General features: G+C 36.7%; 20 protein-coding genes and 1 tRNA gene. 14 read left to right on the top strand and 7 right to left on the bottom strand.

The window, feature by feature from the left end; translation table 11 throughout:
- Position 1: 1 nt before the first annotated feature.
- On the top strand, positions 2-1,783 hold the full coding sequence (gene ftsZ / locus AM608_RS03600; protein ID WP_053580800.1) for a cell division protein FtsZ: 1,782 nt from the start codon (positions 2-4) through the stop codon (positions 1,781-1,783).
- A 101-nt stretch (positions 1,784-1,884) separates the two neighbouring features.
- Here the strand turns inward: ftsZ and AM608_RS03595 are convergent, their stop codons facing one another.
- The 6 genes from AM608_RS03595 to AM608_RS12015 all read right to left on the bottom strand — a co-directional run bounded on the left by AM608_RS03595 (position 1,885) and on the right by AM608_RS12015 (position 7,524).
- Positions 1,885-3,168, bottom strand: a complete 1,284-nt coding sequence (locus AM608_RS03595) for a dihydrolipoamide acetyltransferase family protein (RefSeq protein ID WP_053580799.1) — start codon at positions 3,166-3,168, stop codon at positions 1,885-1,887.
- A 7-nt stretch (positions 3,169-3,175) separates the two neighbouring features.
- Complete coding sequence (locus AM608_RS03590; protein WP_053580798.1) at positions 3,176-3,685, bottom strand: DUF4252 domain-containing protein; 510 nt, start codon at positions 3,683-3,685, stop codon at positions 3,176-3,178.
- 15 nt (positions 3,686-3,700) lie between these two features.
- Entirely contained in the window at positions 3,701-3,925 is a 225-nt protein-coding gene (locus tag AM608_RS03585) for a hypothetical protein (protein WP_009419794.1), read from the bottom strand.
- A gap of 17 nt (positions 3,926-3,942) precedes the next feature.
- Positions 3,943-4,230 carry a hypothetical protein gene (locus tag AM608_RS03580; RefSeq protein WP_002672706.1) on the bottom strand — a complete coding sequence of 96 codons (288 nt, stop codon included), beginning with the start codon at positions 4,228-4,230 and terminating at the stop codon, positions 3,943-3,945.
- Between the two features lie 55 nt (positions 4,231-4,285).
- Complete coding sequence (locus AM608_RS03575) at positions 4,286-7,138, bottom strand: DEAD/DEAH box helicase (protein WP_053580797.1); 2,853 nt, start codon at positions 7,136-7,138, stop codon at positions 4,286-4,288.
- Between the two features lie 203 nt (positions 7,139-7,341).
- On the bottom strand, positions 7,342-7,524 hold the full coding sequence (locus AM608_RS12015; RefSeq protein WP_157466239.1) for a hypothetical protein: 183 nt from the start codon (positions 7,522-7,524) through the stop codon (positions 7,342-7,344).
- Between the two features lie 437 nt (positions 7,525-7,961).
- Between AM608_RS12015 and htpG the strand changes: the two genes are divergently transcribed.
- The 13 genes from htpG to AM608_RS03510 all read left to right on the top strand — a co-directional run bounded on the left by htpG (position 7,962) and on the right by AM608_RS03510 (position 24,332).
- Complete coding sequence (htpG, locus tag AM608_RS03570; RefSeq protein ID WP_053580796.1) at positions 7,962-9,857, top strand: molecular chaperone HtpG; 1,896 nt, start codon at positions 7,962-7,964, stop codon at positions 9,855-9,857.
- A 178-nt stretch (positions 9,858-10,035) separates the two neighbouring features.
- Entirely contained in the window at positions 10,036-10,773 is a 738-nt protein-coding gene (locus tag AM608_RS03565; RefSeq protein ID WP_053580795.1) for an EthD domain-containing protein, read from the top strand.
- Positions 10,774-10,875: 102 nt separating this feature from the next.
- Entirely contained in the window at positions 10,876-13,260 is a 2,385-nt protein-coding gene (locus AM608_RS03560; protein ID WP_053580794.1) for an outer membrane beta-barrel family protein, read from the top strand.
- Between the two features lie 71 nt (positions 13,261-13,331).
- Entirely contained in the window at positions 13,332-13,904 is a 573-nt protein-coding gene (locus AM608_RS03555) for an alkylphosphonate utilization protein (protein ID WP_009421356.1), read from the top strand.
- 95 nt (positions 13,905-13,999) lie between these two features.
- A complete protein-coding gene (locus tag AM608_RS03550; protein WP_053580793.1) occupies positions 14,000-15,547 on the top strand; it encodes an exo-alpha-sialidase in 1,548 nt (515 codons plus the stop codon).
- Positions 15,548-15,685: 138 nt separating this feature from the next.
- On the top strand, positions 15,686-17,155 hold the full coding sequence (gene guaB / locus AM608_RS03545) for an IMP dehydrogenase (protein WP_053580792.1): 1,470 nt from the start codon (positions 15,686-15,688) through the stop codon (positions 17,153-17,155).
- 138 nt (positions 17,156-17,293) lie between these two features.
- Positions 17,294-18,163 carry a mechanosensitive ion channel family protein gene (locus tag AM608_RS03540; protein ID WP_053580791.1) on the top strand — a complete coding sequence of 290 codons (870 nt, stop codon included), beginning with the start codon at positions 17,294-17,296 and terminating at the stop codon, positions 18,161-18,163.
- An 11-nt stretch (positions 18,164-18,174) separates the two neighbouring features.
- The gene (locus AM608_RS03535) at positions 18,175-19,503 is read left to right on the top strand and encodes a TrkH family potassium uptake protein (RefSeq protein ID WP_053580790.1); all 1,329 of its coding nucleotides are present in this window, start codon (positions 18,175-18,177) and stop codon (positions 19,501-19,503) included.
- 3 nt (positions 19,504-19,506) lie between these two features.
- Positions 19,507-20,157, top strand: coding sequence for a TrkA family potassium uptake protein (locus AM608_RS03530; RefSeq protein ID WP_009421322.1), 651 nt, complete (start codon positions 19,507-19,509; stop codon positions 20,155-20,157).
- Positions 20,158-20,440: 283 nt separating this feature from the next.
- Positions 20,441-20,731: an ATP-dependent Clp protease adaptor ClpS gene (locus AM608_RS03525; protein ID WP_053580789.1), complete on the top strand. Its 291-nt coding sequence runs from the start codon at positions 20,441-20,443 to the stop codon at positions 20,729-20,731.
- A gap of 51 nt (positions 20,732-20,782) precedes the next feature.
- Positions 20,783-21,559 (top strand): 3'-5' exonuclease, encoded by a 777-nt coding sequence (locus AM608_RS03520; protein ID WP_053580788.1) that lies wholly within the window; start codon positions 20,783-20,785, stop codon positions 21,557-21,559.
- A 30-nt stretch (positions 21,560-21,589) separates the two neighbouring features.
- A complete protein-coding gene (locus AM608_RS03515; protein WP_053580787.1) occupies positions 21,590-23,788 on the top strand; it encodes a bifunctional (p)ppGpp synthetase/guanosine-3',5'-bis(diphosphate) 3'-pyrophosphohydrolase in 2,199 nt (732 codons plus the stop codon).
- 1 nt (position 23,789) lies between these two features.
- Positions 23,790-24,332, top strand: a complete 543-nt coding sequence (locus AM608_RS03510; RefSeq protein WP_053580786.1) for an RNA methyltransferase — start codon at positions 23,790-23,792, stop codon at positions 24,330-24,332.
- Positions 24,333-24,390: 58 nt separating this feature from the next.
- On the opposite strand, the gene AM608_RS03505 is transcribed toward AM608_RS03510, so the two are convergent.
- Positions 24,391-24,463 (bottom strand) — tRNA-Gly (locus AM608_RS03505).
- Positions 24,464-24,590: the final 127 nt, after the last annotated feature.

The raw sequence follows: 24,590 nt of genomic DNA, 5'->3' as shown, positions 1-24,590 counted from the left end.
TATGAATTCGGACATTCAATTTGATTTGCCAAAGAATATTAGTAACTATATCAAAGTTATTGGCGTAGGAGGCGGAGGGTGCAACGCCGTGAATTTCATGCACAACGAAGGTATAAAAGGGGTAGATTATGTGGTCTGTAATACAGATGCACAAGCTTTGGAAAACAGCCCTATCCCTAATAAAATTCAATTAGGAGTTACCCTTACTGAAGGATTAGGAGCAGGAGCCAATCCTGATATTGGTGAAAAAGCGGCTCTTGAAAGTATTGAGGATATCCAACGTACTTTGGAGGGGAATACCCAAATGGTGTTTATCACAGCTGGTATGGGTGGTGGAACAGGAACAGGAGCAGTGCCCGTAATAGCTAAGCAAGCTAAAGATATGGGTATTCTTACCGTTGCTATTGTAACTACTCCATTTAATTATGAAGGCTTAAAACGCAGTCGACAAGCACAAGCGGGTATTAAGAAACTACGTGAATGTGTAGATTCTCTTATTGTTATCAATAATAATAAAATCAACGAAATATACGGTGATTTGAGTATTAAAGAGAGTTATGGAAAGGCGAATGAGATATTATTAAAAGGAGCGAAAGGTATGGCTGAGGTAATCAGTAAGCATTACCTTGTAAATATCGACTTACGCGATGCTCGTACCGTACTTGAAAACGGGGGTACAGCTATTATGGGCTCAGCCTCAGCTGAAGGTGATAATAGAGCTTATGAAGCTGTAGCAGCTGCTTTAAACTCTCCTTTACTAAATGATAATAAGATAGCAGGTGCTAAAAATGCTCTTCTTTTGATTACTTATGGTAAAAAAGAAGCAACTCAACGTGAAGTTACTGAAATAAGTAGTTTTATTCAAGAGCAAGCAGGTGATAATATGGCTGACCTTATCTATGGGATAGGTGAAGATGAATCATTAGGAGAAGCTATTTCTGTGATAGTGATTGCCACAGGCTTTGATGCTGACCAACAACAAGAAATAGTGAACGCTGAAACCAAAAAGGTAATCCATATTCTTGAGGAAAACCAAACAGCTACTCGTGATTTAACAGAGCCCAAAGGAACTGTGGTTAATGCTATAAGTAGCAGTTATCCTATTTCCTCAATCTCTGATATAAAGAAAGAATCTTCGCTATCAGATTTATTTAATATTTGGGTGGATTGTGAAATAGTTACAGCTGTAAATGATGAGTTTGTAATAGTAGATAAGTCTATTCCTAAAAAGAATAGTTTTCAGACTATTGAAAAAAAAGCTGAAGTGCAAACCCAGCAATCAACATCAGTAAAACACGAAGAGCCCCAAAAAGAAGCTCCAATTATTCACCAATTGAGTGAGGATATTCATAAAGAAGCTCCTCAAGTAGAACGCCGGAAGAATCCTCCTATTGTAAATCAAGAGGGAGAAATTCGTTATACTTTAGAAGACTATACAGAGCTTGAAAGAACTTTTATAGAAGCAAAGCCAACCTCTTTTACAGAAGATAAAAACTCAAATGAGTTTATTCTTTATAAGAAAGAAGAGGATTCTAAGTCCAAAACTTCTCCTTCTTCAGGTCAATTAGATATGTTTGCAGAAGAAGAGGATATAGAGTCTTCTTTGAACCCTATTGACAGTAGAATCTCTGATGTAATGAAACGCTCTCGTTCCAATCGTTTGCAAGATTATAACTACAAGTTTGGAAGTAATAATCAATCACGTACCTCTATGGGGAAAGATAGCGCAGGAGAGATGCAAATAAGAAAAAACAATTCTTATTTACACGACAATGTAGATTAGTTTTATAGGACTCATCTATGAGAAAAACCATATTCTAATAAAAACGGGAAGTTTAATTAAAACTTCCCGTTTTTCTATATAATCACATTATTGAAATTATTTTATAGTACTCTATTCATATCCCACTCTTCAAGATATTTAGCTACACGCTGTACAAACATTCCTCCTAAGGCTCCATTTACAACACGATGGTCATAACTGTGAGAAAGCATTAGTTTATAACGAATCCCTATTGTGTCTCCTTCTGGAGTTTCAATTACAGCAGGAACTTTTTGGATAGCTCCTATTGCTAAGATACCTACTTGTGGCTGATTGATAATAGGAGTACCAAACAAAGTGCCAAATGAACCTATATTGGTTACTGTATATGTACCATCTTTCACTTCATCGGGCTTGAGTGCATTAGCACGAGCTCTATTAGCAAGGTCATTTACTACTTTTGCCATACCTCTTAAACTGAGCTCATCAGCGTTTTTTATAACGGGAACAATTAGGTTACCGTCTGATAGCGCAGTAGCCATACCTATATTAATATTTCTCTTCTTGATAATGCTATCTCCTTCTACTGAGACATTCATCATAGGAAAATCAACAAGTGCTTTGGCAACCACTTCCATAAAGATAGGTGTAAAAGTGAATTTCTCACCTTCGCGCTCTTCAAATGCTTTTTTTACTTTATTGCGCCATTTCCATATACGGGTTACATCTACCTCAATAAAACTTTGTACGTGTGCTGAAGTAAGTTTGCTTTTTAGCATATGCTCTGCAATGAGTTTACCCATACGACTCATCTCAATTCGTTCTTCACCGCGTTTGGTATAAACTCTCTTATCGGCAGGAGTAGCATCAAAAGTAGCTGAAGACTTTGCTTTTCCTTGTGTCCTATGCGATAGATAGTCAAGAATATCACTCTTGGTTACACGGTCGTTTAACCCCGTTCCTTTAATGCTGTCTAACTCACTTAAACTGATACCTTCTTTCTTAGCGATATTCTTTACCAAAGGTGAATAGAAACGCTCTGTTTTGCTGAAGTCTATTTGCGGCTGAGCTAAGGTACTTTGTTGTATGTTAGCAATGTTCTTTTCTAAACTTGCAACCGATTGTTGTACAACATCAAGCTTTTCTTCAGAAGTACTAATCTCTTCTTGTGTCTCAATAACAGCTATTACTTCACCTACTTTCACAACGTCATTCACTTGAAACTTGATTTCAGCCAATATACCTGACACATCAGTAGGTACTTCAGTATCTACTTTATCTGTGGATACTTCCACAATACTTTCTTCGGCTTCTACAGGATCGCCTACTTTTTTCAGCCAGTTGGTAACAACAGCTTCTGTTACACTTTCTCCTAATGAAGGGAATATTAATTCATATCTTGCCATTTTCCTGCTACTTTATTTCTTTAACCTCTTGTGGGAGGTTCATATTTTTGGTTAATACGCTTATTTTATTAAGGTCTATATCGCCTGTGAGCGATAATACTATAGTTTGTTTTGAAGTCTCGGTCGGTTCTACAAGCATTAGCAGTTCCGATACGTGGGTAGCATCTTTCCCTTCTTTGGTGTAGAATTTCACATTTTGAGCTTTGTCTTTTACTCGCATTAATTCTGATAGCCCTGCTGTTTTAAGGTACTGTTGTGCTTCTGTTTTCATTAGCCCAGCAGCCGTTTTACTCTCAGTCGTGAATATCTTCATTCCTTTGAGCTTATTAGCAACTTCCATAAACTCTTTAGCTTCCGCATCTTTACTGTCAATTTTTGATAGCATCTGAAACATCTTCTGTGATACTACCACAGTGCTAATATCTTTATTGGTTTCTAACTTTTCAAAGGCTGTTTGTCCGTTAATAGCTATGGTCACCCAAAAAGCAGATAGCATTAATATTTTCTTTATTTTCATAGTAACAATATGTTGTTAATGTTCTTTAACGATTTTGTTTTTAGTTTCTTCATATTCTTTGAGATATTGCACTTTCTCAGCGCCTTTATTATATTCCTCTGAGAGTATTAAAAGCCCTTTTCTTATTACTTGGTAGTTGTACTCTGCTTCTTTGTATTCGCGTTGCTGTTTCACCCAATAAAAAGAGCCTAATCCTATCGCCACCGCTATGAGTACACAAATTGCAATAGTTTTTTTCATATTTTCTTGTAACTTTGTTAATGTCTTCTGAATATTGATAAATCAAAGTCAAGGAAGTAAAGAGTTATCAATATTAATACTAATAACACTATCCAAAAAGTTTTGTTTACCCCTGCGTTTTTTCGGTTGCGACTCTCACTACGGATAGAACGCCATTCTTCCGTGAAGTGGTTCGTTACGGTTTCGCGGTCTTTGCGAATGCGGGAGCCCATCTCAAAAGGGTTGCCTTCTTCCTTCCCTTCGTAGTAACGAGGAGTATAGTTAAAGCGCTTGTTCTTTGGTAATTTAAATAATCTAATCTTCATAATAATGCAAAGGTAAAAAATAATTGATAATTAACAATAAAATATTGCACAAAAATTATTCCAATAAGCTATCAATTTGTTCCATTACTTCCTTAATGATGTGATTTTCATCAATAATGTTTTCGGAAAGTTCTGTTTTACTTTTCTGTAATTTGATGATTTTTTCCTCAATGGTATCCTTGCTCACAAAGCGTATCACGTTCACTTTATTTTGTTGCCCTATACGGTGAGCCCTCCCAATAGCTTGCTTTTCAGAAAACGGATTCCACCACGGGTCTAATAACAAAACATAAGATGCCTGCGTGAGATTTAACCCTACCTCACCTGCTTTAAGCGAAATGAAAAAGAACGATATACTAGGATTGTTCTGAAACATCTCTACTTGGTTCTTGCGATCAAACGAAGGTGTTTCGCCTGTTAGTTTAGCATATTTTATTTCTTTTTTGTTACACCATTCTTCATAAAGTGCTAAATGACTCACAAAACTGCTAAAAATAAGTGCTTTTCGAGATGATTGTAGCAATTCCTCCATATAATTTATTACTTCTTCGTACTTTCCTGATGCAATTTTACTCTCTTTGTCTACTAATTTAGGGTGTAAGCTTATTTTTCTAAGCCTCATTAACATATTTAGGGTATTAAATTCAGAGATTGGCTCATTAATTTGTAAAAGCTGGTTACGCACTTTCGATTTTTCTGTTTCATACCATTTGTGTTGGGCTTCACTCATAGGACAGTAGATAATTTGCTCTTCCATTTCTGGCAAATCGTCAAGCACTTGCTCCTTTGTCCGCCTTAGTAAAAACGGACTGATAATAGTCTTTAACTCCTCTAAGGCTTGTGTGTTTTTCTTTTTGCTGATTTCCACTTCATAGTTCTTGTAAAACGAAGCATAACTTTTCAGTATATTCGGATTGATAAATTGCATCTGCGACCATAAGTCACTGAGTGAGTTCTCAATAGGTGTCCCACTTAGGGCAATGCGATGAGTCGCTTTTAAGGTATGTATCGCTTTGAATGTCTTTGAGTTCTTGTTTTTAATACGCTGGCTTTCATCTAAAATGATATACCTAAATTCGTACTTTTGGAAGAGTTCCATATCGCGTTCTACTATCGGATAACTGGTAAAAACCACATCGTAATTACCTAAGCGTTTGGCTTTTACTTTTCGGTCAGTCCCCACGTATTGTGTGCATTTAAAATGTGGGGCAAACCTTTTAGTCTCGTCATACCAATTAAAAATAAGCGATGAAGGCAGAATAACCAATACTTTTAGAGCCTCTTTACTCTTTTCTATCCCTGAAAAAAGGTCGCCAGTTTCAATCGCTTTTTCGGGTAAAGCATCGTGTATAGCCACCAATAAGGCAATAGTTTGCAGTGTTTTCCCAAGTCCCATATCATCAGCAAGGCACGCCCCCACACCATTGTAATAGTGTTGTAAAAGCCACTTCACACCCTCTATTTGATACGGACGTAAGGTAGCTCGTAGGTTAGGCGAGGGGGTATAACTCACTTTTTCTACTAAGTTCTGAGGTTTTATCTCGGGTACAGCTTCCAAAAGTGCATAGTTACTCTTGCTAATTTGCAGTTTCTCCTGCCTAATTTGTGCATATTTGGCAATACTACCAAACTTACTAAACCATTCTTGAGGAATAATGAAGGCTTTTCCATCAGGAAGTAAGTAAATAGGGTTATTTTCTTTTAAATTCTTGATTAAATCTTTAAAATGAAAGCTATTTTCTCCTTGTTTTACTCTTATATTGAGGTCAAACCAATCGTTTTCGGTACTTGTTTCTGCAAAAATGAGCTCAGGCAGATGTTCACTGATTTCTTTTCCACCTTCTATGCTAAAAGTATGAAAGCCAAAACCTGCTTCTTCCAAATCTTTTTTGCAGTGCAACAGATGAAAATACGAAGCAAAAGGGTCTTTACTTTCAACTGAAAAAGTACCTCCGTCGTTCACAAAACCTAACTGTTCCAAAAGGCGATACTTTCTTGTTTCTTCTTCTTTATTTCGTTGGTAATTATATATTTTTATATCGTTATTGGGGCTTATTTCTAAGTTCGACTGATTGTTTTTCGCCTGATTACTGTCAAAAGTATAACCATTGTAATCAAAGTGTATGTATATTTTGTAATGATTGGCAAAGAAATCGTATAAAATATCCAATTCACTACCTTTTAATTCATTCTGAGTAATAATTTTAAAGCCTTTTGCTTCTACCTGTGCATTTCTAAGTACTTTTTTAAGGAATTTCTCGAAGTATTCGGGGAAAGTTTTTTCGGGAATAAAGGTACTTTCTTTATTCAAAAAAGGTTTTAGGTGCGAAGCTTTAATATGTGCTACTCGCACTACTTGCCCTTTGAGTACAATCCAAGCGTATGAGTTGTTCAGCAGTTCGATATGGCTTTCACAAGGCAATAATTTTTCATCGTCTTTCTGTAACAACAACCGATAACTAATACCCCCTTCAATTTTTGTAAATTCCAATAGAGGTTCAATTATATTCGTGCTTATGGGTAGTATTTTCTTACTGATATCGTCTTTGTGATTGTGGTTAGTAGTGATAAACAAACTATTTTCTGCAATAATAGAAAGTAATTCAGCTGTTTTTTCTTCTATTTGTTGCTGAATATGCTTTTTTATTTGGGCATTTTTGTATATTTCCTCAAAACTATTCCCTTTTTTGATGTATTTTTGATGTAGAATATTAGGTTGTAGACTATTTACGATACTTAAAGCCTTTTTTTCACTTTCTGATAGTTCAAAGTTAGTCAAACTATGTAATACTTCTGTGGTAGCTTTCTTGTAAAACGAGGCGTATCCGTTTTGTTTTTCGGCTAAATAAGCATTAGGCAAAGCTAGTTCTATGGTAGGGTGAAAGCTAAAATCAAAAAATAAAAACATAACTCAATAATGTAACTGCTGTAAGGTTTTGTATTCAGCGGACAAAGGTACAGTATTTTTACAGGAATAAAAAAACTAAGTAACCTCTTTTTATCAACATCGATAGGAAAAAACCTTTATTGAATAACACTTTGCAAGATATTTGTCCTCACTTTGCGAAAATTTCAAACTTTGGTAAAGTTAAAACTTGATATATTATATCTTCACCTTACTTTTATTTTATCACCATTTGTTCTTCGTTCATTGTTCGTCATTTGTTTATCTGCCCGTGCGGCTCGCACCGTCTTTTGTTCGTCTTTTGTTCGTCTTTTGTTCGTCTTTTGTTCGTCTTTTGTTCGTCTTTTGTTCGTCTTTTGTTCGTCTTTTGTTCGTCTTTTGTTCGTCATTTGTTCGTCATTTGTTCGTCATTTGTTCGTCATTTGTTCGTCATTTGTTCGTCATTTGTTCGTCATTTGTTCGTCATTTGTTCGTCTTTTGTTCGTCTTTTGTTCGTCTTTTGTTCGTCTTTTGTTCGTCTTTTGTTCGTCTTTTGTTCGTCTTTTGTTCGTCATTTCTTCGTCTTTTGTTCGTCATTTCTTCGTCCTTTTTCTATCTGCCCGTGCGGCTCGCACCGTCTTTTGTTCGTCTCGCACCGTCTTTTCTATAAACTCTCTTTAATTTTCTAATTTTCTAATTTTCTAATTAAAATACCGTACGACCTCGTACCTGCCATTTTGTCACCTTCTCCTACTTTGGTACTCTTTTCGCTATGTTCCCCCTAGTAAATAACAAATTAAGAGAAACGAGTCTTACCTCTTATCTCTTACTTCTTAACTAAATAAAAATGAAAGGAAATATAAACGTCTCTGTGGAAAACATCTTTCCACTTATTAAAAAATTCTTGTACAGCGATCACGAGATATTCTTGCGCGAACTCATCTCCAACGCTACCGATGCAACCCTTAAACTGAAACACCTCACTACTATAGGCGAGGCAAAAGTAGAATATGGGAACCCTATCATCGAAGTGAAGGTCGATAAGGACAATAAAACCCTCCATATAATCGACCAAGGTATCGGTATGACCGCTGAAGAGGTCGAAAAATACATCAACCAAATTGCCTTTTCAGGAGCTGAGGAGTTTTTGGAGAAATATAAAGATACTGCCAAAGACGCCGGAGTGATAGGTCATTTTGGATTGGGCTTCTACTCTGCTTTTATGGTAGCCAAACAAGTGGAAATCATCACCAAATCCTATACCGATGCTCCAGCTGTGCGCTGGGTATGCGACGGTAGTCCTGAATTTATCTTAGAGGAAACCGACTTGCGCACCGAACGCGGTACTGAAATTATTTTGCACATCGCCGATGATTCTACTGAGTTTTTGGAAGACTTCCGTATTGAAGAGTTATTGCGCAAGTACAACCGCTTTATGCCTATCCCAATTAAATTTGGTACAAAACAAGAGCCGTTACCTCGTCCTGAAAATGCCCCTGACGACTATAAAACGGAATATGTAACGGTCGATAATATTGTAAATAACCCTAATCCTGCTTGGACGAAACAGCCAGCCGATTTGAAAGATGAGGATTATAAGGCGTTCTATCACGAACTCTACCCAATGCAGTTCGATGAACCTCTTTTCTACATTCATCTAAACGTAGATTATCCGTTTCACCTTACTGGTATTCTCTATTTCCCTAAGCTCACTAACGATATGCAGTTACAGAAAGACCGCATACAGTTGTATCAAAACCAAGTATTTGTTACCGATAACGTCGAAGGTATAGTGCCCGAGTTCTTAACAATGCTCAAAGGGGTGATAGATTCGCCAGATATTCCGCTAAACGTATCGCGTTCTTACCTCCAATCCGATGGTAATGTAAAGAAGATTGCTAATTACATCACTCGTAAGGTAGCTGATAAGCTGAAATCACTCTTTACTAATAATCGCGACGACTTCCAAAACAAGTGGAACGACATTAAGATAGTGCTCGAATATGGTATGCTTACCGATGATAAATTCTACGAAAAAGCAGCCGATTTTATGTTGTACCCCACTACCGACGGCAAGTATTACACTTTGGCAGAACTAAAAGAAGCAATAAAAGCTGAACAAACCGACAAAAATGGTACTTTGGTAGTGTTATACGCTCAAAATAAAGAACAGCAATACACAGCTATTGAGCAAGCCAAAGAAAAAGGCTACGAAGTGTTATTGTTGGATAGCCCTATCGTATCGCACTTGATACAGAAGTTAGAAAGTGATAATGAGAAACTTACTTTCACTCGTGTAGATGCTGCTCCTGTAGCTAAGCTGATACAAAAAGAAGAACCTATTATTGCCAAACTTTCCGACGAAGAGAAAAACACGCTGAAAGCTGAAATCGAGAAGGTAATTCCTAAAGAAGGCTATATGGTGCAGTTAGAAGACTTAGACAGCGATGATACGCCATTCGTTATCAATCAACCCGAGTTTATGCGCCGTATGAAGGAAATGAGTGCTACCGGAGGAGGTGGTATGTTCGCTATGGGAGGTTTCCCCGAAGTGTATCACGTAGTGGTAAACAGCAATTCTCCTTTAGCCGATGCTATCCTCCACTCTAAAGACGAAGTTCAAAAAGAAAGCCTTATCAAGCAAGCCTTTGATTTAGCACGACTTTCACAAGGTCTCCTCAAAGGTAAAGAACTTGCCGACTTTGTAAAGAGAAATTGGGAAATTAACAAATTAGCAAATTAGTAAATGAACACCATTACACTTTGCCAAAGGTCTTAATAGCTTGCCGTGCTACGACCTTTGGCAAAGTTGAATATAATGATAATTAGGTATTTTTACAATATATTTTGTAGAAACGTTTTGTAAAATCCCTTACAATTTTTTAGACAATCTTTTAATTATTCTGATAACTTATATTGATATGTTTAAGATTATAATGTTTGTGCGCAAGAAACAGCATCTTAGCACAGAAGAATTTATAAAACTATGGGAAGCACATTCTCAAAAAGTAATAAACTATAAAGAAGCCCTGTTGATAAAGGATTATGCTAAAACATTTCCTTTTCAACCTACTGATGAAAAATCGTCTACACAGCGAGAAACCCTCCCTTTTACCTTTGATGCTATGGGTGAATTGTGGTATGAAAGTAAAGACGATTTTCTCAGAGCCCGCAACACTCCTGAGGGGCAAAAAGCCTTAGCCGACCTCCGTGCCGATGAACTCAAATTTGTAGATATGGCAAACTCTGTAATGTGGCTCGGTACTGAGGAAAGAATATTTGATGAATTACCTTTTGAAGTTAAACGTTGGACAGTTCTCGATGAGTATTTCTATTTGTCAGATTATGCAGAAAATAGTGTAGCAGACTTTGATAAGTTAATAGCTTTGTTTTCTGAAGATATTACAATGTTAAGTGCCGATGGTTCACAAATGAAAGGGAAAACTGCAGTAATCTCCTTTTTTAAACAATTCTTTGAAAGGAATAAAACTACAAAACATCTTTGGGAAACCATTAAAGTTGCTGAAAATACTCTTGAGACTCATTGGGCTGTCTCAGGAAAACGAAAAGATGGTACTTTCTTTGCCTTTAAAGGTAAAGATACAGCAAAACTAAATTCAGAAGGTAAAATTTGTTATTTAAAAGTAGAGTTTTTATAATAAAAATTATCACACGCCGGCACGAGCTACAAGCTCGTGCCTCTTTTTTTTGTAGTTTCTAAGAAAAACTTTATTTTTGCAGAGAATATACGATAAACTATTATGAAGCCTTTACTTCTATATTCCTTTTTCTTATTCAGTTATTCTCTCTTTTCTCAGTCAATAAAAGGGAAAGTCACTGATATGTACCAGCTCCCTATTGAATTTGCTGAAGTAATTTTATATGAAAACAAGAACCCTTTCCTAAGTGAATTATCCGGGAATAAAGGTGATTTTACATTGTCTGTAAATAAGAAAGGAAACTTTACCCTTGTGATAAGATATTTAGGTGAAATACTATACCAAAAAACAATAGTACTTAATGAAAATACAGACTTAGGGGTGCTGATGGTTGATAATGCACATCAGTTATCAGAAGTAACCCTCACAGCAAAGAAACAACTAATTGAAAAGAAGTCGGATAGGTTGGTGTATAATGTACAGAATAGTCTACTCTCTACAGGGGTCAGTAGTGATGAATTGCTCAAAAACATTCCTCGAATTGACCCCACCAGCGACGGATTAAAAATTATCGGGAAAAGCAATGTATTAGTAATGATAGACGATAGACTGCTCAATATTTCAGGAGATGATTTAAAGAACTACTTAAAAACATTGAGGTCTGAGAATATCGACAAAATAGAGATTATTACTAACCCATCAGCAAAGTACGATGCAGCAGGAAATACAGGTCTTATTAATATCAAGCTAAAGAAAAAACTAAATACAGGTTTTGATGCCAATATCTCTTCAACTTCTATACTCAGAACCAAAGCAAGTGTAAATAACGCTTTAACACTCAATTATTCCAACGAGAAACTAATTCTCAATTACAATTTGTTTTATGGTGATGAAAATAGGAATTTTGAGAATAAAAACAAACTACTTTTCACTGATGAGCAAAGAGAGTCCGTTGAAAATACTGAAAGAATAGACAAAGGATTAAGTCATCAGCTCAATGCCGACTATCAGTTGGTAAAAGCTATTAATTTGGGTTTCTACCTCAATTACAGCAACTGGGATAACAATGCTTACGGGCATTCTGAGGTTAAATTCTACAATAATGCCCAAAGTATATTAAAAACTCAACAATTGCCTACTAATACTTTGGGTAATAATAAAGGTCTCTCATTTTCTCCTTACTTAGATATCAAATTAGATACTTTGGGTAGCCAATTGAAGTTTTATTTCAATCATAATAGAAATACGAATAATTCTACCTCTGTATTCAGAGCTAATAATTACAGAGGAGATGGACAAATATTAGAGAGTTCTTCTGAAAATAAGAATAATATAGACTATACTTTCAAAATCAATGCTTTTGGTACCAACTTAGAAACAACTTTTTTGAATACAAAAATTGAATTAGGTGGTAAAGGTACTTATTTTAGTAATGATAACGGAGTGAAATTCTACAATAAAATAGGCGGATTAGATGTTTTTGATACCTCAAAATCCAATGATTTTCTTTACAAAGAACGCTTATGGGCAATGTATTTGAATCTCTCTTGCAATCTTACTGAAAAACTCTTTTTAAGTGCTGGTATAAGATATGAGCATACCCAAACAGAAGAAACATTAATAACTCAAAATATTACCAATGAAAAACGTTATTACAATTGGTTCCCTACCATATCTCTTTCTTATGAACCAAATAATAATCATTCTTATGCTCTCTCTTTTAACCAACGAATTGCAAGACCAAGTTTATATGATTTGAATCCTTTTAGGAATTACAAAGACGCCAATAATTACGAAATAGGCAATCCAGATTTATTGCCTAATATCACCACCAATGTAGAGTTTGGATATGTGTATAAAGGAAACCTATCGTTTTCTCTATATGGTTCTAAAATAGCTGATAATTGGGCTTTTGTAGTTTCTACTGAAAATAATAACAATGTAGTAGTAACACAACCAAAGAATGTATTAACTACTTATAGTGTAGGTTCTGAGTTGGCTTATAATTGGGAGATTTCTAATTGTATATCTAACTATAGTAGTGCCAATGTATCCTATCAACAATCTAAATCGGCAGAGGAAAGTTTACCCGATGAGAATTTAAGAGGAATACACGGCACTTTGTTATCAAATTTCACCATAACCTTGAATGAGGATAAAACTAATAAACTGTTTTTGAATATGCTGTACAACACCAAAGGAGTTGAAGAAATGTATGTCTCTAAGAACACTTTCCTAATGCGGTTAGGAGCTTCTCTATCGTTCTTACAACAGAAATTGAATCTAAATATCTACTTGACTGACCCTTTTAACACAACAATAGCAAGAAATAACGTCGATTATAGTACTTATAAATTTGAAAATAGAATCTTCAACGATAATCGTAGTGTACATTTTTCTGTAATCTATAAGTTTGGTAATAATCAATCTAAAACAAATGAAATACAAGTAGATAATTCAGAAAAAGACAGATTAATAAAAGAATAAATTTGTGTAGTTCAGAGAAAAACTTTTATATTTGCACATTGATTAATTGAAAATCGACAAATTAAATTAAGATGTTACAAGAACTAAAATCCCGTAGTGGTAATTGTTGTGAACTCTGTGGAGCTACTGAAAGCCTAAGTGTATATACAGTGCCTCCTGCTAGAAACGAAAGTACAGATGATAGCCTTTTGGTATGTGGTACTTGCCTTAGTCAAATACAAAATCCCGAAACGATGGATAGCAACCATTGGCGTTGCCTCAACGATAGTATGTGGAGCGAACACCGCCCTGTAAAGATAATGGCGTGGCGTCTCCTCAACAGACTCAAAAACGAAGGCTGGTCGCTCGACCTTCTAAATATGATGTATTTAGATGAGGAAGAATTGGCTTTTGCCCAAGCTTCCGACGACCATTTAGAAGAGAGCGAAAAGGTAATTCACAAAGATAGCAATGGGGCAGTACTCGCTAATGGTGATAACGTGGTACTTATCAAAGACCTAAAAGTAAAAGGCACTAGTATGACAGCTAAACAAGGTACTGTTGTGCGCAAAATCACTCTCGACCCCGAAAATGCTGAATATATAGAAGGCAAAGTTGATGGACAACAAATCGTTATCCTCACTCAATACGTGAAAAAGGCATAATATTGTATGAATTTACATCACAACTTTGTCAAAGTTAAAGACTTTGACAAAGTCTTTAATATTAATAATCAATCTCTAAATCAATAAATTAACAAATGAAACAACTATTTACCATTATTGCATTATTCTTCCTTATCTTTGGCTATGCCCAAAAGAAAATGACTTTTACTCAAGCCCAAATGCCTTTGGCTACTGATAAAGATAATCCTGTTACCTCATTTGTACTGCCTATAAAACAAGGGACAGAGGTAAAAGAAATTTCTTTGCAGTTTAAAAGTAAAAAGCTCAATCTATCTGAACTCTCTGTTTATGTAGGTGCTAACGCTAAAAGAGAACAAGCAACACTTTTTGCTAAAACTTCAAATCTCAGTTGTAACACCAAACTGCAAGGAAAATTCAAAGCTACTAATGATACCCTTTTTGTTTGGGTTTCTGCCCGTACTACTCAAAAACCAGACCTCTTACAAAAACTCTACTTATCAAAGATAAAACTCACCACTAATGAGGCTAAATTCACGCTTAATAATGCTAAAAAAGAAGGACAGCGTTTTGCTATTGCTCTTCGTCAGCGTAAACAAGACGGCATAGAATGCTACCGTATACCAGGGCTTGTAACCACTAATAAGGGTACGCTGATAGCCGTTTACGACAATCGTTACAACAACTGCAAGGATTTGCAAGAAGATATCGATGTGGGAATGAGTCGCAGTACTGATGGCGGACAGACGTGGGAGCCAATGAAAAAAGTGATTGATATGGGCGAATGGGGAGGAAAACCTAATCGTCTTAATGGGGTAGGAGATCCTGCAGTTTTGGTAGATGAACAAACTAATACTATTTGGGTGATGGGCTTGTGGCAACATGGCTTAGATCCTCAAACAATGAGTTGGTGGGGCTCTAAAAGTGGAATGACTCCTGAGGAAACAGGACAAATAGTAGTAGTAAAAAGTGAAGATGATGGTAAAACGTGGAGTGAACCTATCAATATCACCTCCCAAATCAAAAATCCCGAATGGAGGCTCTTTTTCCAAGGACCTGGCAGAGGTATCTCAATGAGTAATGGTACCTTGGTGTTTGCAGGGCAGTTTAAAGATAAAGACCAAGTGCCTCATTCTACTATTATTTACAGTAAAGACCACGGCAAGACGTGGCACGTAGGTATGGGAGCCAAATCACACACTACTGAATCTCAAGTGGTAGAACTCTCCGATGGTACACTAATGCTCAATATGCGTGACGACCGCAATCGCTCTAATTATGAACTCTCAGATAATTATCACGGGCGTTCAGTAGCCGTTACTGCCGATATGGGCAAAACGTGGATAGAGCACAACACCTCTCGCACTGCCCTCACCGAGCCCAATTGTATGGCAAGTATTATCTCATATAAGGACAAAAAGGGAAAACTGTATTTATTCTTCTCTAATCCTAATGATGCAAAGGATAGAGTAAATATGACTATCAAAGTTAGTGATGATGAAGGGAATACTTGGGATAAACTACCTTCAATATTGTTGTATGAGCAAGCAGCTATGGGCTATTCTTGTCTTACTGTAATAGACAATAAATATATAGGTATTCTTTACGAAGGTGATGGAGATTTGTACTTCCAAAAAGTGCCTATCAGAGAGTTTATCAAGTAAAGCAAAAGAATTTGTAACCTTAATAGAGACGATATAAAGAGTATTGTCTCTATTTGTTTGATTTAAAATACTCGAAAAATTTGCTTCGTATATAAAAAAAGAAGTACATTTGCACGCAACTAAATTCTCTTTTTTAAAATGAATTTCCAAGATAAAATTATTAATGAAGGATTTACCTATGATGATGTCCTTCTTATCCCCAATTATTCTGAGATATTACCTCGTGAAGTGTCGATAACCTCACGTTTTACCCGTAACATCACCCTGAATGTGCCCATTATCTCAGCGGCTATGGACACTGTAACCGAAGCTGCTATGGCTATAGCTATGGCACGCGAAGGAGGCATAGGGGTGCTTCATAAAAATATGACTATTGAGGAGCAAGCCAAACAAATACGCAAAGTAAAACGCGCCGAAAGCGGTATGATTATCGACCCTGTTACGCTTCCCTTAAACAGCAAGGTGAGTGATGCAAAACGCTGTATGAAAGAAAATAATATTGGCGGTATCCCCATTGTTGATGCCGGCGGAATCTTAAAAGGCATTGTAACTAACCGTGATTTACGCTTTGAACACGATAATAATCGCCCAATAACCGAAGTAATGACCTCTAAAAACCTTGTGATTGCCAACGAAGGCACTTCTATGAAGGAAGCTGAGGGTATTTTACAACGCAGTAAGGTAGAAAAACTCCCCGTAGTAGATAAAAACTACAAATTAGTAGGTCTTATTACTTTCCGAGACATTGCCAATTTGCAAGAAAAATCTATTTCTAACAAAGATAGCTTAGGACGCTTGCGCGTAGCAGCAGCCTTAGGCGTTACTGCCGATGTGGTAGACCGCGCCGAAGCTCTTGTACAAGCAGGAGTTGATGCCGTAGTTATCGATACAGCTCACGGACATACAAAAGGCGTAGTGAACGCTCTTAATGCCGTAAAAAGCAAGTTTACCGACTTAGAAGTAGTGGTAGGAAACATTGCCACTGCCGAGGCTGCCCTTTATTTAGCCGAAAATGGCGCCGATGCAGTGAAAGTAGGCATAGGTCCAGGCTCTATATGTACTACCAGAGTGGTGGCAGGCGTGGGTTATCCTCAATTATCAGCGGTGATGAACGTTGCAAACGCTCTTAAAGGCAAAGGAATTCCTGTGATTGCCGACGGGGGCATTCGCTATACCGGCGATATCGTAAAAGCCATCGCCGCAGGTGCCAATAGTGTGATGCTTGGCTCTCTGCTTGCTGGCACTAAGGAATCACCGGGGGAAACTATCATTTTTGAAGGCAGAAAATACAAATCTTATCGCGGTATGGGTTCGGTAGAAGCGATGAACCAAGGTAGTAAAGACCGCTATTTCCAAGATGTTGAAGACGATATCAAAAAACTTGTGCCTGAAGGCATTGTAGGGCGCGTGGCATACAAAGGCGAACTACAAGAAAGTATGCATCAATTCATCGGAGGCTTGCGCGCAGGTATGGGATACTGTGGTGCCAAGGATATCGAAACGTTGCAAGCCGTGAGTCGCTTTGTGCGCATCACTGCAAGCGGAATTACCGAAAGCCACCCCCATAATATTACTATCACCAAAGAAGCTCCTAATTATTCACGTTAATAAACGAATATAACTTCCATAAATGAGGCTGTCTGAAAAGATTAGACAGCCTCATTTATGTAATAAATAGCAAAAAAGTGTCCATCAATAATATATTTTGTACTTTTGCCAACTGATAAAATAAACTCATTAGACTCAATGGAAAAAGGAATAGTAAATGATTACATTAATATTATAGAAGTATTCACTAAAAAAATACATCTATGGATTCAACTCTTTATCGATAAAACACCTAATATTGTAATAGCTTTATTAGTTTTTATTTTAGGTTTTTATCTTTCTAGACTTATCAAAAAAATAGCCATTCGTATCTTAGAAAAGCGTGGTGTAAAACCTTCTTCACGCATAATGCTTGGCAATATTATTTCTGTGTTGGTAGTTATTACCTTCTTTATGTTTTCGCTAAATATTTTAGACCTCGAAAATATGTTCAAAACCATTTTGGCAGGGGCAGGAGTAGCAGGTTTAGCTATCGGTTTGGCTTTACAAGGCACGCTTAGCAATACTTTTTCAGGCATTACCTTATCTTTTAGTAAGAGCATTCGCATAGGACATCAAATTGAAACTATGGGCTATACAGGAACTATTGAAGATATAAATTTGCGTACTATCAAGCTTAAAATGGCTGACGGAAACTATGTGTCGATACCCAATAAGCTTATAGTTGATAATCCTATGAAAAATTATTCTGAAAGTGATACTGCCAATGTATTAGTTACTTGTGGTGTAGGTTATGAATCGGATTTGGAGCAGGTGAAAATGCTTACTGAGACCACTATTCAGCAGATGATGAAACAAAAAGAGCTTGACACTACCATTTCTTTTTATTATACTGAGTTTGCTGATAGTGCTATCAATTTTAGCGTGTATTTTACTATTCCTTCTAAGAAACTTTCTGAGTCTTTTTTGTATAAATCAGAAGCTATAATGGCTATCAAGAAGTGTTTTGATGCACATAATATAAATATACCATTTCCTATTCGTACCATTCAGATGGATAAACAATAAATTTGAACCCAATGTTAAAAAGAATATCCCCATATAACCTTATAATGCTTTCGTTTATCGGCTTAATAGTCGTAGGTGCTTTGCTTTTGATGATGCCTTTTGCACATACGCCTCAGAAGGACGTTTCTTTTCTCGAAGCGCTTTTTACAGCTACTTCGGCGGTTACTGTTACGGGGCTTTCGGTGGTAGATATAGGTGCGACCTTTACTATTTACGGAAAACTCATTTTATTGGTGCTTATTCAGTTTGGCGGATTGGGAGTGCTTACTATTTCCTCTGTTTTAGTATTGCTTATTGCTAAACGCATCGGTTTTTATACTAAAAAAATAGTAGCCGAAGGGCTTAATCACAACAAAAGTTACGATATTTATGCCGTAGCAAAGCGTGTGGTGTATATTACTTTGATTTTTGAAGCTACGGGAGCAATATGTTTGTTTGTTTCTTTCGTTCAAGATTACCCTTTGGGCCAATCGATATTTTTTTCGGTGTTTCACTCAGTATCTGCTTTTTGTAATGCGGGTGTTTCTTTGTTTCCTCATAGCTTCGAAGGCTATACTTACAATGTTTTTGTGAATATTATTATCGCTTTTTTGATTATTTTTGGTGGTTTGGGATTTACAACCATTATTCAAGCCTATGAATACTTGCGAAAAAAGAGACGAAGACTCGATATTAACTCACAATTTTCAATTTTGATGACAATAATATTGCTCGTTGCGGGTACGTTTCTGTTTTTTACCTTAGAATATAAAAACTATCACACGCTTTACGGAAAAACTTTCTTTGGTCAGATGCTTATTAGCTTTTTTCACTCTGTAAGTTTGCGTACAGCAGGTTTCGATACGATTCCGTTGGAGCATTTAAGCAGTGCCACCATTCTTTTTTGCGTAACGTTTATGTTTATAGGGGCATCGCCAAACTCCACAGGTTCTGGCGTGAAAACTACTACTATTGGCATCTTATTTCTCGGTATTAAAACAGCATTACTCAATAAGAACTACATCGAATTTTCTAAGAGGCGCATCTCTTGGAAACTCTTCAATAAAGCCTCAGCACTCGTGTTTATTGCGATGATGTATGTGCTTACAATGATTGTAATACTCACAGCCTTAGAACCCGATTTAGAATTTACAAAAATAGCTTTCGAACTCATTTCAGCATTCAGCACTTGCGGACTTTCTACCGGAATTACCTCACAATTAGGCAATAGTTCAAAATTTATTTTGATATTTACAATGTTTTTAGGTAGGGTAGGACCGCTTACCATTGCGCTTGCCTTGTCGAGACCACGTGCCGAAGGAAATTACAAATACCCAAAAGAAAATATTTTAATAGGATAGATTATGAAGAATTTTTTAGTCATAGGATTAGGGGAGTTTGGCAAATCGGTAGCCAAAACACTCTATAAAAACAAAGCCACTGTGCTAGCAATAGATTCTCGTGAGAGTGTTATCAAGCAAGCCCTCAATGAAAATATCATCGATGAAGCTGTGATTTTGGACGCTACCGATGAAATTGCGCTCAAAAACGTAGTGAAAGACGATTTCGACACTGCTTTTGTGAGCGTAGGCGATAATATTCAGGCGAGTATCCTTATTACTTTGCAGTTGAAGGATTTGGGGGTGAAGAACGTCATTTGTAAGGCTGTAAATCACACCCAAGAGAAGGTTTTATACAAAATAGGTGCTACACAAGTAGTATTCCCAGAGGAATTAATGGGTGAAAAAGTAGCCTATTCAGTTTTGCGACCTACTATTATAGAATATTTTAAGTTTGCCGAAGATTATTTTATCTACGAAGTAAAGGTGCCTAAGAGCTATATAGGAAAATCGCTGATGGAACTCAATTTGCGACACAAGTATGAGATAAATATTTTGGCAGTAAAACATTCCGATGGCAAAATGAACGTAACCCCCGACCCGAATGTCAAACTTAACAAAGACGACCTTTTAGTTATACTCTCCAATACCAATGTAATTGATAGAGTAGTATAAAAAACTTTTTATGCTAAAAAATAGCTTACAGGAGCAATATTTTTGATTATAGAAGATAATAGAATGATTTATAATTTAAATTAAAAGTATATGGATTCAAATAATAATAAATGTATCATATCTGATAGTAATGCTATGACGAGAAAAAGATAAAATGCTAAAAGAAAAAACTTTCTTTTGGCGTTTTTGAGTTTATAACCTTTACTAAAATTTTATTATATTGGTTAAGCATTTGCACAATTCATTTATTTGCTGTACTTTTGTATCATCATAAAAACAAATTATGTTACGAAATAATTATCAAGAAGAAACTTTTGCCGAAGGTGATGTAACGGAACTTTTGGAAGATGAATGTCATCTCATTTTATACAATGATGATGTCAATACTTTCGACCACGTTATCGATACTTTAGTAGAGGTATGCCATCACACCTTTGAGCAAGCTGAGCAATGTGCTATTATTGTGCATTTCAAAGGAAAATGCGATGTGAAATCAGGAAGTTATAGCTTCCTTAAACCGCTCTGCACTGCACTTCTTGATGCGGGACTCTCTGCCGAAATAGAAGAAGCATAATTTTTTTATTCTAAATTATTTGTTTTTAACGTTTAACTATTCACTAAAATCGTGGAACTAAAACTATCAAAACCTATTTGTTTTTTTGACCTTGAAACTACGGGTATCGATATTACCAAAGACCGCATTGTTGAAATATCTATCTTAAAAGTCTACCCCAATGGCAATAAAGAAAGCAAAACATGGTTGGTAAACCCTACTATTCCTATCCCCAAAGCTGCCTCAGATGTGCACGGCATTACCGATGAGCGCGTTGCGGGTGAGCCTACTTTTAAAGAGCTTGCCAAGCAAATTCATAATATGATAAAAGATTCTGACCTTGCTGGTTACAATTCCGACCGCTTTGATATTCCTTTGCTTGCCGAAGAAATGTTGCGTGCCGAAGTAGATTTTGATTTAGGAAATCGCGTATCGGTAGATGTACAAACTATTTTTCACAAAATGGAACAGCGCACTCTCTCGGCAGCCTATAAATTCTATTGTGGTAAAGACCTTATTGATGCACATACGGCTTCGGCAGATACCAATGCCACTTATGAAATCCTCAAAGCCCAGCTCGACCGTTATGACAACTTAGAGAACAACATCAAAAAGCTCAGCGAGTTTACTTATCGCAAACAAATAGCCGACTTTGCTGGTTTTATTGGCTATAATGACAAAGGCGAAGAAATCTTTACCTTTGGGAAACACAAAGGCAAACGTGTAGAAGATATTTTTGACGAAGAACCAGGATATTTTGGTTGGCTTCTCAGTGCCGACTTCCCATTGTATACAAAAAAAATCCTTACGGCTATCAAGCTCCGTAAATTATCGGCTACTATTAAATAGATTTTTGAAAATCCTCTTTTGTTCTTTGCTATGGAAACAAACCTTGACTTAGAAGAAGAAAAAAAAGCCATTGCTCGCGAGTATAAAGAACTCTTGCGTATTAGCTATCAAACCCTTAGCGATGAAGATAAAAAGCTTATTCGCTTGGCGTTTGACACCGCTGTTGATGCGCACAAAAACCAACGCCGAAAAAGTGGAGAACCTTACATTTTTCACCCTATTGCCGTAGCTAAAATTGTTGCTTCACAAATAGGATTAGACGCCATAGCCATTGCGTCGGCTTTGTTACACGATGTAGTAGAAGATACTGACTATACGATTGAAGATATGGAACGGCTTTTTGGTAACACTGTAGCACATATTGTGGAAGGGCTTACCAAAATTTCGAGTATGAGCCGTGAAAATGACATCTCTTTACAAGCCGAGAACTTCCGAAAGCTCCTCCTCACGATGAACGACGATGTGCGTGTGATTCTCATCAAAATTGCTGACAGACTCCACAATATGCAAACGATGGATTCGATGGCAGAATACAAACAAGCCAAAATAGCTTCGGAAACACTCTATATTTATGCACCTATTGCTCACCGCATTGGCTTGTATAACATCAAAACAGAATTAGAAGACCTCGCCCTTAAATACACTGACCCCGAGCGCTACAATAGTATCCTAAACAAAATGGAGGAATCCAAAGAAGAACAACAGGAATACATTGAGGCGTTTACCAAAATCGTAGAAACTTCTTTGACGCAACAAAAAATTGATTATTCCATCAAAGGGCGACCCAAATCAATCTATTCTATTTACAGAAAAATGGAATCGCAAGGCGTGAGTTTTGAAGAAGTTTACGATAAATTTGCGATTCGCATCATCTATAAAAGTGAACCAGCCGAAGAAAAGTTTTTGGCTTGGAAAATATACTCTATTGTTACCGACCACTTCCGTCCCAATCCCACCCGATTGCGCGATTGGATTTCCTCACCCAAATCTACAGGTTACGAAGCCTTACACATTACCGTAATGGGTCCAAAAGGCAAATGGGTAGAGGTGCAAATACGCAGCGAACGTATGCACGAAATTGCCGAAAAAGGTTATGCAGCCCATTTTAAGTATAAACACGGCGACCAAAAAGAAGAAGGCATCGAAATGTGGCTTAATAGGTTGCAAGAAATCTTTGAAAACAGCGAGGCAAATGCGGTGGACTTTGTAGAAGACTTTAAACTCAACTTGTATTCCAAAGAGATTTTCGTCTTTACCCCTAATGGCGAGATAAAATCCCTCCCGAAAGGCGCAACTCCCTTAGATTTTGCTTTTTATATCCATACAGGAGTGGGCTTAAAAACGCGGGGAGCTAAAGTAAACAATAAATTAGTGCCCTTAAACTATGTGTTAAAGAGTGGTGAAACGGTGGAAATCATCACTGCCGAAAATGTAAAACCTACTAAAAACTGGCTCAACTATGCCACCACAGCCAAAGCTCGTAGTAAGATAAAAAATGCTTTAAAAGAAGAGACAAAAACCGTTGCCGCCGAAGGAAAAGAGATTTTAGTACGAAAATTAAAACAATTGAAGATTACTCTCAACGAAGAAGTGATGAATGAGATGGTGAGTTACTTTAAAACAAAGACGAGCTTAGATATTTACTATCAAGCAGGCACGGGAGAAATCAGCAACCAAATGTTGAAAGACTTTGTATCGCATCGCACGTCTTTCTTTGGCTTATTCAAAAATAAAGCAGTAAAAAAACCTACCGACGAACCCATTTATTCGCCCAACGTTCACTATGATAGCATTGTGTTTGGCAAAGAAGAAGAATCGTTAGACTATACTTTTTCAAAATGTTGCAATCCTATCCCTGGTGATCCCATTTTTGGATTCGTTACTATCAACGAAGGGGTGAAGGTACACAAAAAAACTTGCCCGAATGCTATTTCGATGCAATCGAATTACGCTTATCGTATCATTCAAGCCAAATGGGTAAAATCTGATGAAAGAGATTTCAAAGTGAGTCTTAAAATTAGTGGTATTGACCGCGATGGACTTATCAGCGATATCTCAAAAGTGATTTTGGATAGCAAATTTGTAAAGCTTACCAACATTAATATTGATACCGAAGGCAATGTATTCAGCGGGAAAGTCTCTATTTCTATCAACAATAATGCTACTTTAAAGAAATTGATGCAAGATATTAAGAACATTAAAGGAGTAGATAAAGTAAACAGACTCTAATATGCGAAAATTAGCAAATAGTGAGCTCAATAGGTTGGATATTGAGCAATTTAAGAAGGCGGAAAAGACACCTTTAATAGTAATTTTGGATAATGTGAGAAGTTTGAACAATATAGGTTCTGTTTTTCGCACTTGCGATGCTTTTTTAATTGAAAAGATATACCTCTGTGGGATTACAGCTACTCCCCCAAACAAAGAGATTCACAAAACAGCTTTGGGTGCGACTGATAGTGTAGTGTGGGAATATGTAGAAAACACACTTTCGGCAGTAGAAAAGCTAAAAGAGCAAGGTGTTTATATTATTAGCATTGAGCAAGCTGAAAATTCCACGATGCTGAATGATTTTCAGCCTAACGGAAAGCAAAAATATGCTATTATCTTTGGCAACGAGGTAAAAGGAGTGGAACAAGAAGTGGTTTCAGCTTCTGATGAGGTGATAGAAATCCCACAGTATGGTACTAAACATTCTCTGAATATTTCGGTAAGTGCAGGAATTGCTATTTGGGAGTTAGCAATGAAGCTCAGGAAGCATACAATGTTATAAAAATAGAAATGGTAAACAAAAAGCCTGATAACAATATGTTATCAGGTTTTTTTTGTAGAGCGGGAGACGAGGTTCGAACTCGCGACATTCAGCTTGGAAGGCTGACGCTCTACCAACTGAGCTACTCCCGCAATTACAATGATATAAATAATTTTTCGAGTGCAAATATACGGGCATTTGCTATTATATTCCAAATTTTTTAAAACTTTTTTATTGTATTTTCTGTAGATAAAAAAGTAAAGACTTATAAATCAGTGA

Origin of the sequence: Capnocytophaga sp. oral taxon 323 (genome assembly GCF_001278825.1) — a bacterium.
In the GTDB taxonomy this organism is placed as follows: domain Bacteria; phylum Bacteroidota; class Bacteroidia; order Flavobacteriales; family Flavobacteriaceae; genus Capnocytophaga; species Capnocytophaga ochracea.
The sequence above is the reverse complement of the archived record's forward strand: the minus strand, read 5'-3'. Positions and strand labels throughout refer to the sequence as shown.